Origin of the sequence: Brachybacterium sp. GCM10030268 (assembly GCF_042666305.1) — a bacterium.
Classification (GTDB): domain Bacteria; phylum Actinomycetota; class Actinomycetes; order Actinomycetales; family Dermabacteraceae; genus Brachybacterium.
Genome location: NZ_JBHTCW010000013.1, coordinates 58,288 through 71,718 on the forward strand (window position 1 = coordinate 58,288; position 13,431 = coordinate 71,718).

Consider the following 13,431-nt stretch of genomic DNA (forward strand, 5'->3'; position numbering starts at 1 on the left):
GCCAGAGCCGGGCTCAGCGGTCGGAGAACTGCCAGGCGGTGGGCGAGGGATGCGAGCGCAGACCGTGGGCGCGCGGATGGGTGTGGACCGGGTCGCTCCAGGCGCTGGGGCCCCCGGTGCGGCCCTCGGCCAGGTCGCGCTCCTCGGCTTCCAGACGGCTGGTCACGCTCATGGCGGAGACGACCACGGCGATCGCCGCGAGCTCGTCGCTGGCCAGCTGCCCGCGCACCAGGCGCACGTCGGCGCGCGGCTGCTCGGACGGTGTCTCCTGGTTCACAGCGGGATGTTCCCGTGCTTCTTGGTCGGCAGCGAGTCGCGCTTGGTGCGCAGCGCCCGCAGCGCATGGGCGATCTCGACGCGGGTCTGCGAGGGCTGGATCACGCCGTCGATCCAGCCGCGCTCGGCGGCGGTGTACGGCGTGGCGAACTTCTCCTCGTACTCGGTCTCCAGCCGCGTGCGCGTGGCCTCGACATCGCCACCGGCCTCCTGGACCGAGCGCAGCTCCTGGCGGTGGAGGATGTTCACCGCGCCCTGCGAGCCCATCACCGCGATCTGCGCCGTCGGCCAGGCGAGGTTGAGGTCCGCGCCGAGCTCCTTGGAGCCCATCACGATGTAGGCACCGCCGTAGGCCTTGCGGGTGATCACGGTGACCAGCGGCACGGTGGCCTCGGCGTAGGCGTACAGCAGCTTGGCGCCGCGGCGGATGATGCCGCCGAACTCCTGATCGGTGCCGGGCAGGAAGCCGGGCACGTCCACGAACGTCAGCACCGGGATGTTGTAGGAGTCGCACAGGCGCACGAAGCGCGCCGCCTTCTCCGAGGCGTCGATGTCCAGCGTGCCCGCGAGATGCGAGGGCTGATTGGCGATGATGCCGACGCTGTAGCCCTCGACCCGTCCGAAGCCGACCAGGATGTTGCGGGCGAACAGCGGCTGGACCTCGAGGAACTCCTCGTCGTCGAGCACCGCGCGCAGCACCTCGAGCATGTCGTAGGGCTGGTTCGGGGAGTCGGGGATCAGCGTGTCCAGCGCGGTGTCCTGCGGCGTGAGGGCCTCGTCGAAGCGCACCGGGAACGAGGGCGCCGGGCTCAGCGTGTTCGCCGGCAGATAGCTCAGCAGGTCCTTGACGTACTCGATCGCCTCGCCCTCGTCGGGCGCCATGTAGTGGGCCACACCGGAGCGGGAGGAGTGGGTGCGCGCACCGCCGAGCTCCTCGAAGCCGACGTCCTCCCCGGTGACCGTGCGGATCACGTCGGGGCCGGTGATGAACATGTGCGAGGTCTTCTCGACCATCACCACGATGTCCGTCAGCGCGGGGGAGTAGACGGCACCGCCCGCGGCCGGCCCCATGATCAGCGAGATCTGCGGGATCACGCCCGAGGCGCGGGTGTTGCGGCGGAAGATGCCGGCGAACATCGCCAGCGAGGCGACGCCCTCCTGGATCCGGGCGCCGCCGCCGTCGAGGATGCCGATGATCGGCACCCCGGTGCGCAGTGCGAGGTCCTGGACCTTCTGGATCTTGCGGCCGTGGGCCTCGCCGAGGGAGCCGCCGAAGACGGTGAAGTCCTGGGAGTATACGCACACCTGGCGGCCGTCGATCGTGCCGTACCCGGTGACGATGCCGTCTCCGTCGGGGCGCTTCGCCTCGATCCCGAAGTTGCGGGCCTGGTGCCGCACGAAACGGTCGGTCTCGACGAACGAGCCGTCGTCCAGCAGATCCGTGATGCGCTCGCGGGCGGTCTTCTTCCCTCGCGCGTGCTGCTTCTGGACCGCCACCTCGTCGGCCGCGGAGACCGTGGCGGCGTCACGCTCGCGCAGGTCCTCGAGTCGCTGGGCGGTGGTGAGCGGCCGCGGGGCGTCGGTCACGGGGCCTCCTGCTGCGGCCTGCGCGGCCGCCATGAATCCTTCGGTGATGAACACGGGGATACTACGCTACCGCTGGCCGGGAACGGCTGGTCCGCGGCGAGGACGGGCACGGGCACCGGTGAGGCAGCAGTGACGGGACGGGGCATGGGACGAGGCACGGCACGGGGTCGGAGCGACGGCGAGCAGGCCGGCGCGGCGATCCATTCGATGGGAATCCTCACGTCCACGCAGGATGAGGCCAGGCGCCGCCTGGAGGCCGGCGAGCAGGCTCCCTTCGCGGTCAGCGCGCGCGAGCAGACGGCCGGCCGGGGGCGGCTCGGGCGGGCCTTCGCCAGCCCCGACGGAGCCAGCCTGTCGTTGACCTACGCCCACCGCTCCGCCCTCGGGCCGGACGGTCGCGGGTGGATCCCGCTGGCAGCGGGGCTGGCGGCGATCGACGCCCTGGCCGCCGCCGTCGGGACCGACGGGCCCGCGCTGGGACTGAAGTGGCCCAACGACATCCACACCGCCGACGGCCGCAAGCTCGGGGGCATCCTCGTCGAGGGACACGGAGCCCATGACGTGCTGATCGGCATCGGCCTGAATCTGCGCGGGCCGGTGCGTGCGGTCGACGGCTCCCTCGTGCCCGGTACCGCCTGGCTGCTCGGCGCGGACGGGATCCGGCCCGGAGCGGACGACCGGACGGGTGCTGCCGATGCCGCCTCGCTCCGTGAGGCGATCGCGGGCCACCTGGTCACCGCCCTCGCCAGCGAGCTCGACGCGCTCGAGTCCAGTGGGGGAGACGGGGATGGTGCGGGTACTCGTCGGCGGTACACTATGACGTGCCTCACAATCGGGCGTAAGGTGCGGGTCGAGCCCGTGGGAGACGTCGCCGGCGCCCTGCACGGCATCGCGCGGACGATCGAGGCCGGCGGCAGGCTGGTCGTGGACCTCGAGGCCGGCGGCGAGGCCACCGTGGATATCGGCGACGTGAGACATCTGAGGCCGGGCGGGCCGGAATGGCCCGCGACGGACGCCGGCGACGGCGTCGAGAAGGAGGAGCACGGCAGGTGACGGGCGGAATGGAAGACCTGGAGCGCGACGGCGCGGAGCGCTCTGCGCCCTCGGACGGGACCCGTCCGCCCGGCGAGCCGTCGCTCTCGCCGGAGGACTCTCCCGATCTCGACGCGACCCCGCTGGGGGACCAGGAGATCCTGGACCTCAATCGCCGCTTCGCCGCCGTGCGCCGCAGCGTGGGAGCGCTGGAGAAGGTGCTGCTGCAGGGGTCGCGCAAGTACTCGCGCCGTGACCTCGCCCAGCAGCACGACATCCCCGAGCGCCTCACCTCCGTGTACTGGCGCTCGCTGGGCTTCACCCCGGTGGACGAGGACACCGTCGTGTTCACCGAGGAGGACGCCTACTCGATCGGCGACCTCGCCGCCATCGTCGAGGACGGCGTGCTCTCCGAACGGGCCTTCGCCAGCATCACGCGCGGGCTGGGCTTCCACATGGGCCGGCTGGCCATGTGGATCACCGAGGCGCTGGTCGATGAGGCCAAGCACGCCGACGGCACGGACGACGCCGAGGCCCGCCAGCAGATGCTCGACACCATCCCCGAGCTGCTCGAGACCCTCGAGTCCCAGGTGATGTTCGCCTTCCGTCGCCAGCTCGCCGCCTACGCCGCCCGCGCGGGCTCCGAGGTCCTCCACCGCGACACCGACGAGCTGTTCCCGCTGCAGCGGGCCGTCGGCTTCGCCGACCTGGTCCAGTTCACCCGTCTGGCCCAGGACCTCACCGGCGCCGAGCTGGCCGACGTCGTCGGCCGCTTCGAGGCGGTCGGCCGCGACGTCATCTCCGTCGGCGGCGGCCGCGTGGTCAAGACCGTGGGCGACGAGATCATGTTCCTCGCCGACACGCCGGAGGACGGCGCCCAGATCGCCGTCAGCCTCGCCGAGATCATCACCGCCGACCAGGGCCTGCCGCCGGTGCGCGTGGGCCTGTCCTGGGGGTCGATGTTCTCCCGCTACGGCGACGTGTTCGGGCCCAAGGTCAACCTGGCCGCGCGCATGGAGTCGGTGGCCCGTCCCGGCACCGTGGTGGTCGACGACGAGACCGTCGCCGCGGTCGAGCGGGCGCTGCCGGGCGGATTCGCCACCGCCGACGGCGAGGACGTCGAGCTGCACGGCATCGGCACGGTGCACGTGATGGAGATGCGCCGTGACCGCTCGGCGCCGCTGGACCTGAGGTACTGACCTGGGCATCGGAGCAGGCAACACCCCGGTTCAGGGCACGACCAGCCCGCTGTGAGGGCGGCGACGTACGATGGAGCGCGTGACACGACTGCTACTCGTCGAGGACGACTCGGCCATCGCTGAACCGCTCTCCCGCGCACTCGACCGCGAGGGGTACACCGTCGCGCGCGCATCGCGGGGCATGGACGCGCTCGCCATCGCCGCCGGAGGGGACCCGATCGACGTCGTGATCCTGGATCTCGGCCTGCCCGATGTCGACGGGCTCGAGGTGGCCCGGCGACTGCGCAAGGGCGGCCTCGAATCGCCGATCCTGATCCTGACCGCACGGGCCGACGAGGTCGACGCCGTGGTCGGCCTGGACGCCGGGGCCGACGACTACGTCACCAAGCCCTTCCGCCTCGGGGAGCTGCAGGCCCGGATCCGCGCCCTCATGCGGCGGTCCCAGGCCATGGAGGAATCCGGCGACGCCTACGACGTCAACGGCGTGACCCTCGAGGTCTCCGCCCGCCGCGCCTACGCCGACGGGCACGAGCTGAGCCTGTCGGCCAAGGAGTACGACCTGCTGACCGTGCTGGTGCGCGAGGCCGGGAGCGTCGTCACCCGTGACGACCTGATGCGCGAGGTGTGGGGCGCCGAATGGTGGGGCTCGACCAAGACCCTGGACATGCACGTCTCGTGGCTGCGCCGCAAGCTCGGTGACGACGCCACGGACCCGCGCCGGATCACCACGGTGAGGGGTGTCGGTTTCCGGTTCGAGACCGGCGCGGAGAGCTGACACGTGTGGCAGCGCGTGCTGCAGGCCACCATCATCACGGTGGTCCTCTCGGTGCTCCTGCTGGGTATCCCGCTGGGGTACTCCTGGCTGAAGCTGAACGAGCAGTCCCTCTCGAGCACGGCGAACCAGATCCTCGACGACGTGCGCGTGGACACCGAGGAGAGGCTGTCCGAGGGCCGTCCTCTCGATGAGGCGATGCTGCAGCGGCGGGTCGACGAGCAGGCCGACCTCGACGTGGCGATCACCGTCGTCCACGACGGTCAGACCCTGCAGGCCGGGGAGCCGCCCGGCAAGAACCCCGTGGAGGTCTCCACCTTCGGCACCGACGGCCAGGAGATCACCGTGGCCATCCCGGAGTCCGACGTGGCCGCCCACACCGCGAGCGCGTGGGTGCTCATCATCGTCGCCGGGCTCTCGGCCGTCTCCATCGGCGTCTCCGTCGCGCTGTGGCAGGCCCAGCGGATCTCGATGCCCCTGGCCCGGCTCAGCCGGCGCGCGGAGGAGATGGGCAGCGGCCGCGCCCGGGGGCCGTGGACGCCCTCGGGGATCGCCGAGATCGATGACGTCGCCGAGGAGCTCACCCGCTCCGGTGCGATGCTCACCGAGCGCCTCGAGGCGGAGAGCCAGCTCGCCTCGGACGCCTCCCACCAGCTGCGCACGCCGCTGACCGCCCTGTCGATGCGGCTCGACGAGATCCTGGCGACCAGCTCCGAGGAGTGGGTGCGCGACGAGGCCCGCATCTCGCTGGAGCAGATCGACCGACTCACCGAGGTGGTCCACGACCTCATCAACGCCCCGCGCTCGTCCCAGCGCCGCACCCCCGGCGTGGTCGAGCTGCGCACGGTGCTCACCCAGCAGAGCGAGGAGTGGTCGCCCGCCTACCGCCGCGCCCAGCGCGAGCTGCGGATCCAGGTGCCGCGCAGCGCCGCCGTGTGGGGATCGCCGGGGCCGCTGACGCAGGTGCTGGCCACCCTCATCGAGAACGCCCTGATGCACGGCGACGGTCGGACCACCGTCAAGGTGCGCCGCAACGAGCACTCGACCGTCATCGAGGTCATGGACGAGGGGGGCGGCATCGACCCGGCGCTCGGCTCGAGGATCTTCGAGCGCTCCGTCTCCGGCCGCAGCTCCTCCGGCACCGGCGTGGGTCTGGCCCTGGCCCGCACCCTGGTCGAGGACGACGGCGGCCGGCTCGAGCTGCTGACCGAGCGGCCCGCGACCTTCGGCGTGTTCCTCATCTCCGCCCCGGGGGAGGACGACGTGCCGCCCCCGGAGGGCACCGACGCCGAAGCCGACGGCGAGGGCGAGGACCTCCCCGCCCCCGACGAGCTTGAGGAGCTGCCGCAGGGGTCCGTCGTCCGGCGCCGCCCGCGGTCGCGCGCCTGACCTCGTACACTGACCGCCGTGTCCGAGACCCCGCAGCCCTCAGAACATCGTGCGCCATCGCCCCATGCCGCTGCCGTCGGCATCGTCGGCGGCGGGCAGCTGGCCCGGATGATGCTGGGCCCGGCCATCGAGCTCGGCCTGGCCACCACCGTGCTGGCCACGGCCCCCGAGGAGAGCGCCGCCGCCGTCGCCGGCCGGGTGCGCCTGGGCCGCCACGACGACGAGCAGGCCGTGCGGGGCCTCGCGGGGGAGGTCGACGCGATCACCTTCGACCACGAGCACGTGCCCACCGCGATCCTCGAACGCCTCGAGGCCGACGGCGCCGCCGTGCGCCCCGGCCCGGCCGCCCTCGTCCACGCCCAGGACAAGCTCGTCATGCGCGAGCGCCTGACCGCGCTCGGGCATCCCTGCCCGCGCTGGTGGCGGATCGGCTCCCGCGAGGATCTCGCCGAGACGCTCGCCGAGACCGGCGGCCGGGTCGTGGTCAAGACCCCGCGCGGCGGGTACGACGCGCACGGGGTGCGCATCGTCGAGGCGGACGACCAGGCCGACGACTGGCTCGCCGCGCACGGCGAGCTGCTGGCCGAGGAGCTGGTGCCCTTCACCCGTGAGCTCTCCGCGCAGGTGGCCCGGCGTCCCGGGGGAGAGGTCGTCGCCTATCCCGTCGTCCAGTCGGTCCAGAAGGACGGGGTCTGCTACGAGGTGGTCGCACCTGCTCCGGGGCTCGACGTCGCGGCCCAGCGCCGCATCCAGCGCCTCGCTCAGGACATCGCGGAGGACCTCGGCGTCGTCGGCATGCTCGCCGTCGAGCTCTTCGAGACCGAGGACGGCGAGGTGAGCGTCAACGAACTGGCCATGCGCCCCCACAACACCGGGCACTGGTCCATGGACGGCGCGGTGACCGGGCAGTTCGAGCAGCATCTGCGCGCGGTCGCCGATCTGCCGCTGGGCTCGACCGATCCTGTCGCGCCGGTGGCCGTCATGGTCAATCTGCTCGGAGGCGGCGCGGAGGACCTCGCCCCCGGCGCCTGCGCCGCGCTGGCGGCCGACCCGCAGCTGAAGCTCCACCTGTACGGCAAATCCGTCCGGCCGGGGCGCAAGCTCGGTCACGTCACGCTGATCGGGGACGACGCGGAGGATCTGCTGGAGCGTGCCCACCGCGCCGAGAAGCTCATCATCGACGGCCCCGAGAAGGAGATCCGATGACCGCGACCGAGACCCGCCCCCGGGTGGGCATCGTGATGGGATCCGACTCCGACCACCCGGTGATGGAGGCCGCCGAGGCGGCGCTCGCCGAGTTCGGGATCGCGGCCGAGGTCGACGTGGTCTCGGCCCACCGGATGCCCGAGGACATGGTCGCGTGGGGCCGGTCCGCCGCCGACCGCGGCCTGCGCGTGGTGATCGCCGGCGCGGGCGGCGCCGCGCACCTGCCCGGTATGCTCGCCGCCCTCACCCCGCTGCCCGTGATCGGCGTGCCCGTGGCGCTGAAGCACCTCGACGGCATGGACTCCCTGCTCTCGATCGTGCAGATGCCCGCCGGTGTGCCGGTGGCGACCGTCTCCATCGGTGGGGCCCGCAACGCCGGTCTGCTGGCGGCGCGCATCCTCGCGGCCGGCGGGGACGAGGAGGCCGCTCGGCTGCGTGAGCGCATGGTCGCCTTCCAGGAGGAGCTCCGCGAGATCGCGGTGGGCAAGGGCGAGGCGCTGCGGGCCTCTCGGTGAGCGAGCACGCTCCGGCGACGTCGCAGGGCCGGGTCGCCTGGCTGGACCTGGCACGGGCGGTCTCGATCATCCTTGTCGTCCTCTACCACGTGGCCGTCTCCGGGGGAGCGGACCTGCTGGGCGACGGGCGGGCCGCGGCCTGGTGGGCGAGCGCGAATCTCGCCCTGATCCCGCTGCGGATGCCCCTGTTCTTCCTGGTGGCCGGACTGCTCGCGGCAGGCGCCCTCCACCGGTCGTGGCCCCGGGTGCTGCGACCGCGCGTGCTCGACATGCTCTGGCCCTACGTGCTGTGGAGCCTCCTGTTCGCCGCCACCGGGTGGCCGCGCTACGCGCCCGAGGACCCGCTCGGCTTCGTCCGCGGGGAGATCGCCGGGCTGTTCGTGGTGGGCTCGCCCTACTGGTTCATCGCTGCGCTGCCGGTGTTCTTCGTGCTCTCGCGGCTGCTGCGTGCTCATAAGGGCGTTCTGCTCGCAGTGACCCTGGTCCTGTACGCGGCCGCACCGGTGATCCAGGAGTCGATGGAGCGCGCCGAGATGTGGGGTGATCTCGTCTACGGCGTCTTCCAGCTCACCGACAACGCGCTGTGGTACGCGGCCGGATTCGCCCTGCGGTCGACGATCCTGGCAGTCGGGGAGCGTCCGCGACCGGTCCTGGGACTCGGGCTGACCGCCGTGTTCTGCCCGCTGGCCCTGATCGTGCTGCGCGCAGAACTGCCGCTGCCCCTGTCCCGCGGGCTGGAGCTGGTGGCATCGATGAGTGGGATCGGGGCCTGCATCGCCCTGCTGCCACTGCTGGCCCGCCTGGGGTCCGTGGCTCGCGCCGGGTCCTTCGTGGGCAGCCGCACGCTGGTGATCTACCTGGTCCATCCGATCGTGCTGAACCTGGTGGTGGTCGCGTGGCGCCGCGCCGACGGGCTCTCGCTGACCGCCGGACCGGCCGGGGAGCTGCTGGTGGTCCCGGCAGTGGCGGTCATGGCCCTCCTGGCCGCCGTCGGGATGCAGGCCGTGATCGACCGCTGGGGTCCGCGCTGGCTGATCGAACTGCCCCGTGTGCGCGAGATGCGCAACAGCTCCGCGCGGACGGCAGGTCATCCCCGACCGCGGTGAGCGCTCGCGGTATCGTCGGGCCCATGAGTGAAACCCCTGCCTACCGGGCAGCCCCGGGGTCCGACATCTCGGACGATGCCACCATCGGCGACGGCAGCTCCATCTGGCATCTCGCACAGGTGCGCGAGGGCGCGAGGCTCGGCACCGGCTGCGTCATCGGTCGCGGCGCCTACATCGGCTCCGGCGTGCGGATGGGCGACGGCTGCAAGGTCCAGAACTACGCGCTGGTCTACGAGCCCGCGGTGCTCGCCGACGGCGTCTTCGTCGGCCCCGCCGCCGTGTTCACCAACGACCACTTCCCCCGCGCGGTGAACCCGGACCTGTCGCCGAAGTCGACGTCGGACTGGGAGCCCGTCGGGGTCACCTGCGAGACGGGATCGTCCATCGGCGCCCGCGCCGTGTGCGTCGCCCCGGTGACGATCGGCGCCTGGGCGATGGTCGCCGCCGGTGCCACCGTCGTCAAGGACGTGCCCCCGCACGCCCTGGTTGCCGGCGTCCCCGCCAAGCGCCTCGCCTGGGTGGGCCGCTCCGGGGAGAAGCTGATCCCCTCCACCGACGGCACCGACGCCTGGGTGTGCCCCACCACCGGCGAGTGGTACATCCACGACGAGAAGTCCGGCGGGCTCCAGCTCGCCTCCTCCCCTCAGGCCGGGGCCCCGCGCCCGGCCGCGCTCGACGACTCCGACGAACAGGACGGACCCACCGCATGAACACGGAACCGACGATGATCCCGCCGGCGAAGCCGATCATCGGGCAGGAGGAGCGCGACGCGGTCGATCGCGTGCTGGCCTCCGCGATGCTGGCGCAGGGCCCGGAGGTCGCGGCCTTCGAGCAGGAGTTCTCCGCCGAGCTGGCCGGTGGCCGCGAGGTCGTGGCCGTCAACTCCGGCACCTCGGGTCAGCACCTGGGGATGCTCGCCCTCGGTCTGCGGCCCGGCGACGAGGTCATCGTGCCCTCGTTCACCTTCGCGGCGACCGCGAACACGGTCGCCGTCTCCGGGGGTGTCCCGGTGTTCGTCGACGTCGACCCGGAGACCTTCACGGTGGACCCGGCCGCGATCGAGGCCGCGATCACCGAGCGCACCGTCGGGATCCAGCCCGTCCACCTCTACGGCCACCCCGCGCCGATGGGCGAGATCACCAGGATCGCCCGTGAGCACGGGCTGTGGGTGTTCGAGGATGCCGCGCAGGCGCACGGGGCCACGTGGGACGGATCGCTCGTGGGAACCCTCGGCGACGGCGCGATGTACTCGCTGTACCCGACCAAGAACATGACCTCCGGCGAGGGCGGCATGGTCGCCTGCGCCGATGCGGAGACCGCCCGCCAGGTGCGGCTGCTGCGCAACCAGGGCATGGAGCGGCAGTACGCCAACGAGGTCGTCGGCTACAACAACCGCATGACCGACGTCCACGCCGCGATCGGCCGGGTGCAGCTGACCAAGCTCGCCGGGTGGACCGCGCAGCGTCAGCAGCTGGCCGCCCACTTCGACGCCCACCTCGAGGGTGTCACGACGCCTGTCGTGCGTGAGCAGGCCACGCACGTCTACCACCAGTACACGATCCGCCTCGAGGGCGCCTCCGCCGCCGAGCGCGACGCCTTCGCGACCGCGCTGCGCGAGGAGCACAAGGTCGGCTGCGGGGTGTACTACCCCACGCCCGTGCATCGCCTGGCGACGTTCGCCTCGTCCGCAGCGGACGCTGCGGACGCGGACCTGCCGGTCACCGACATGCTGGCGCGGGAGGTGCTGTCGCTGCCGGTCCACCCGAGCGTCAGCGACGAGGACCGGGATCGGATCGTCGAGGCCGTGAACGCGGTCGCGAAGGCAGGAGCGTGACCATGAGTGCGAGCACGAAGCGACTGCGGGCCGGGCTGATCGGCCTGGGCATGATGGGCCGCCACCATGCGCGCAACCTCCAGGCCCTGGACGGTGTGGATCTCGTCGCCGTCGCCGATGCCCACGGCGACCCGCACGGTGCCGCCCCGGGGTACGACATCCTGCCCGACGTGCAGTCCCTGATCGCCGCCGGCATCGACTACGCCGTCGTCGCCGTGCCCACCCAGTTCCACCGCGATGTGGCCCTGACCCTCGCCGAGGCCGGGGTGCACACACTGGTCGAGAAGCCGCTCGCCTTCGACATCGGCGAGGCCGAGGAGATCACCGCGGCCTACGAGAACGCCGGCCTGGTCGGCGCGGTCGGCTACATCGAGCGGTACAACCCCGCGCTGCAGGAGATGCGCAAGCGCATCGCCGACGGGCAACTCGGCGAGATCTACCAGATCGTCACCCGCCGCCAGGGCGCGTTCCCAGCGCGCATCGCCGACGTCGGCGTGGTCAAGGACCTCGCCACGCACGACCTCGACCTGACCGCGTGGGTCGCGCAGTCGCGGTACGCGCACGTCGCGGCCACCTCCACCCGCCGCTCCGGGCGCCGCGACGAGGACATGGTCTCGATCGCCGGCGGCCTCGCCGACGGCACCATCACCAACCACCTGGTGAACTGGCTGACACCGTTCAAAGAGCGCGTCACCGTCGTGACCGGCGAGAACGGCGCCCTGGTCGGTGACACCATCAACGCCGACCTCACCTTCCACGCCAACGGCGAGAAGGCCACCAACCTGTGGGAGTCCATGGCCTCCTTCCGCGGCGTCAGCGAGGGCGACTCCATCCGCTACTCGCTGCAGCGCAAGGAGCCCCTGGCCACCGAGCACGAAGCTTTCCGCGACGCCATCGGCGGAGACACCTCCAACATCGTCACCATGCGCGAGGGCCTGCACACCGTGCGCACCGTCGAGGCCGTCCTGGAATCGGCTCGCGCGGGGGAGGTCGTTCGGCTCGACGGGGACACCGACGGTGCCTGACCTCGCACCGCTTCGCGCCCGTGCCCTCCGTGCGGCCACCGGGGCCGCCCGTCGGCTCCCCGGCCGCGCAGGGGGGATGGGCGTCTATTTCTCCGCGCAGCAGCGACTCGCGGCCGACCCGCGGTACGGCCGATGGCGCCAAGATGTCGCGACGTTGCTGGGTCTCGCCGACCGATGCCTGGAGCGAGGGCGCGTCGACGCCGCCCTGCGCTGGTTCGACAAGGCGTTGCGTGTCTCCTACGACCCGTCCCTGCACCAGGCGGGCCGCTCGCCTCTCGCCGCCGACCCCGCCGAATTCCTCCGGCCCCTTCGGGAATCGGCGACCGGCACGCTCATGCTCGGCCGGACGGTGCCGTTCTCGAGCGCTCCGTCGCGACCGGCCCCGCGGGACCGCCGCGGTGGCGAACCTCTGCGCCTGCTCGTCATCGCGCAGGAGAACTGGACGTTCGTGCGGCCGCTCATCGATGCACTGCGTGCCACCGGGCGGTTCGAGGTCCGGGAGCTGGACGTCGAGGACCTGCCCGAGGGTGGGTTCCCCGATCGCGACCGGATCATCCGCGGCCGGTACGACCTGGTCACCTCCGGTCGCCGGATGCCGACGCCGCCTGCCCTGGCCGAGAGCTACGACTGGGCCGACGTCGCCCTCGTCGAGTGGAGCCATCACGTCCTGACCTGGATTACCCTGCTGGATCGGGCACCGCGAGCCCTGATGTCCCGGGTCCATCGCTTCGAGGCCTTCACCCCCTTCACGCTGCTGCACGATCACGCCCGGATCGACCGGATGCTGTACGTCTCGCCCCCGGTGTGGAACATGCTGACCGTCATCGCTCCCGACTTCGCCGATATCCAGGCCGAGCACGTGGGCAATCTCCTGGCGCGCGGTCTGGAGACCCCGCCCCGTGAGGACCACGATCCGCGGCTGCTGGTGCAGGTGGGTTGGGTCAGGGAGGTCAAGGACGTCCTGTTCACGATCGAGGTCCTCGAGCGCCTGCGCCGGCACGACGATGCTTACAGGCTGAGGCTGGTCGGGCCGCGCCTGCCCGACTCGGCGTCCCGGGACACGCCGTATCAGCGGTTGGTGCGCGAACGACTCGAGCAGCTCGGCCCGGGCCCGGTCGAACAGCTCGGTGCGCGCGCCGATGTCCCGGCGTTGCTGGCGGAATCAGGGATGATCGTCTCCTCCTCCCGGCACGAGGGCACGCACGAGTCCGTCATGGAGGCTCTCGCGGTCGGGTGCCCGGCGGTCATCCGCGACTGGCCCGACACCGTGCCCTACGGAGGAGCGGCGAGCCTCTACGATCCGGACTGGGTCGTCCCCGACGTCGACGGGGCCGTCCAGCGCATCCTCGAGCTCCGCGACCCCGAGGTCTACGCGGCGGCCTCCCGCCTCTCGCGAGAATTCGCCTTCGCGCAACGCGATCCGTCCGTGGTGACGGCGGGGTATGAGCGTGCCCTGCAACCTCCGCCCAGGATCTCATGAGCTGCTGCGC

13 protein-coding genes are annotated in these 13,431 nt (G+C 72.1%); 11 read left to right on the forward strand and 2 right to left on the reverse strand.

Annotation, left to right across the window (positions count from 1 at the left end):
• Positions 1-13: 13 nt before the first annotated feature.
• Both ACFQRD_RS15090 and ACFQRD_RS15095 read right to left on the reverse strand, forming a co-directional pair.
• Entirely contained in the window at positions 14-277 is a 264-nt protein-coding gene (locus ACFQRD_RS15090; protein ID WP_377804701.1) for an acyl-CoA carboxylase subunit epsilon, read from the reverse strand.
• On the reverse strand, positions 274-1,896 hold the full coding sequence (locus tag ACFQRD_RS15095) for an acyl-CoA carboxylase subunit beta (RefSeq protein ID WP_377019904.1): 1,623 nt from the start codon (positions 1,894-1,896) through the stop codon (positions 274-276). Before ACFQRD_RS15095 ends, ACFQRD_RS15090 begins: the two co-directional genes overlap by 4 nt.
• Positions 1,897-2,070: 174 nt before the next feature.
• Between ACFQRD_RS15095 and ACFQRD_RS15100 the strand changes: the two genes are divergently transcribed.
• The 11 genes from ACFQRD_RS15100 to ACFQRD_RS15150 all read left to right on the forward strand — a co-directional run bounded on the left by ACFQRD_RS15100 (position 2,071) and on the right by ACFQRD_RS15150 (position 13,421).
• Entirely contained in the window at positions 2,071-2,916 is an 846-nt protein-coding gene (locus tag ACFQRD_RS15100; protein ID WP_377804702.1) for a biotin--[acetyl-CoA-carboxylase] ligase, read from the forward strand.
• Between the two features lie 8 nt (positions 2,917-2,924).
• A complete protein-coding gene (locus ACFQRD_RS15105) occupies positions 2,925-4,094 on the forward strand; it encodes an adenylate/guanylate cyclase domain-containing protein (protein WP_377804703.1) in 1,170 nt (389 codons plus the stop codon).
• A 79-nt stretch (positions 4,095-4,173) separates the two neighbouring features.
• Entirely contained in the window at positions 4,174-4,869 is a 696-nt protein-coding gene (locus ACFQRD_RS15110) for a response regulator transcription factor (RefSeq protein WP_377019845.1), read from the forward strand.
• A 3-nt stretch (positions 4,870-4,872) separates the two neighbouring features.
• Positions 4,873-6,255 (forward strand): ATP-binding protein, encoded by a 1,383-nt coding sequence (locus ACFQRD_RS15115; RefSeq protein ID WP_377019844.1) that lies wholly within the window; start codon positions 4,873-4,875, stop codon positions 6,253-6,255.
• 18 nt (positions 6,256-6,273) lie between these two features.
• Complete coding sequence (locus ACFQRD_RS15120) at positions 6,274-7,461, forward strand: 5-(carboxyamino)imidazole ribonucleotide synthase (protein ID WP_377019843.1); 1,188 nt, start codon at positions 6,274-6,276, stop codon at positions 7,459-7,461.
• Positions 7,458-7,976, forward strand: a complete 519-nt coding sequence (gene purE, locus ACFQRD_RS15125; protein ID WP_377019842.1) for a 5-(carboxyamino)imidazole ribonucleotide mutase — start codon at positions 7,458-7,460, stop codon at positions 7,974-7,976. Before ACFQRD_RS15120 ends, purE begins: the two co-directional genes overlap by 4 nt.
• Complete coding sequence (locus tag ACFQRD_RS15130) at positions 7,973-9,082, forward strand: acyltransferase family protein (RefSeq protein WP_377019841.1); 1,110 nt, start codon at positions 7,973-7,975, stop codon at positions 9,080-9,082. The genes purE and ACFQRD_RS15130 overlap by 4 nt, the downstream gene beginning before the upstream one ends.
• 23 nt (positions 9,083-9,105) lie before the next feature.
• Entirely contained in the window at positions 9,106-9,792 is a 687-nt protein-coding gene (locus ACFQRD_RS15135) for an acyltransferase (RefSeq protein WP_377019840.1), read from the forward strand.
• Positions 9,789-10,916 carry a DegT/DnrJ/EryC1/StrS family aminotransferase gene (locus ACFQRD_RS15140; protein WP_377019839.1) on the forward strand — a complete coding sequence of 376 codons (1,128 nt, stop codon included), beginning with the start codon at positions 9,789-9,791 and terminating at the stop codon, positions 10,914-10,916. The genes ACFQRD_RS15135 and ACFQRD_RS15140 overlap by 4 nt, the downstream gene beginning before the upstream one ends.
• Positions 10,917-10,918: 2 nt before the next feature.
• Positions 10,919-11,941 (forward strand): Gfo/Idh/MocA family protein, encoded by a 1,023-nt coding sequence (locus tag ACFQRD_RS15145; RefSeq protein ID WP_377019838.1) that lies wholly within the window; start codon positions 10,919-10,921, stop codon positions 11,939-11,941.
• 76 nt (positions 11,942-12,017) lie between these two features.
• On the forward strand, positions 12,018-13,421 hold the full coding sequence (locus ACFQRD_RS15150) for a glycosyltransferase (protein WP_377019836.1): 1,404 nt from the start codon (positions 12,018-12,020) through the stop codon (positions 13,419-13,421).
• Positions 13,422-13,431 lie beyond the last annotated feature (10 nt).

Bases quoted from the DNA above. Each gene is read 5' to 3' on its own strand.
- ACFQRD_RS15095 (WP_377019904.1), bottom strand. From the start codon at position 1,896: ATGGCGGCCGCGCAGGCCGCAGCAGGAGGCCCCGTGACCGACGCCCCG.
- ACFQRD_RS15100 (WP_377804702.1), top strand. From the start codon at position 2,071: ATGGGAATCCTCACGTCCACGCAGGATGAGGCCAGGCGCCGCCTGGAG.
- ACFQRD_RS15105 (WP_377804703.1), top strand. From the start codon at position 2,925: ATGGAAGACCTGGAGCGCGACGGCGCGGAGCGCTCTGCGCCCTCGGAC.
- purE (WP_377019842.1), top strand. From the start codon at position 7,458: ATGACCGCGACCGAGACCCGCCCCCGGGTGGGCATCGTGATGGGATCC.
- ACFQRD_RS15135 (WP_377019840.1), top strand. From the start codon at position 9,106: ATGAGTGAAACCCCTGCCTACCGGGCAGCCCCGGGGTCCGACATCTCG.
- ACFQRD_RS15140 (WP_377019839.1), top strand. From the start codon at position 9,789: ATGAACACGGAACCGACGATGATCCCGCCGGCGAAGCCGATCATCGGG.
- ACFQRD_RS15145 (WP_377019838.1), top strand. From the start codon at position 10,919: ATGAGTGCGAGCACGAAGCGACTGCGGGCCGGGCTGATCGGCCTGGGC.
- ACFQRD_RS15150 (WP_377019836.1), top strand. From the start codon at position 12,018: ATGGGCGTCTATTTCTCCGCGCAGCAGCGACTCGCGGCCGACCCGCGG.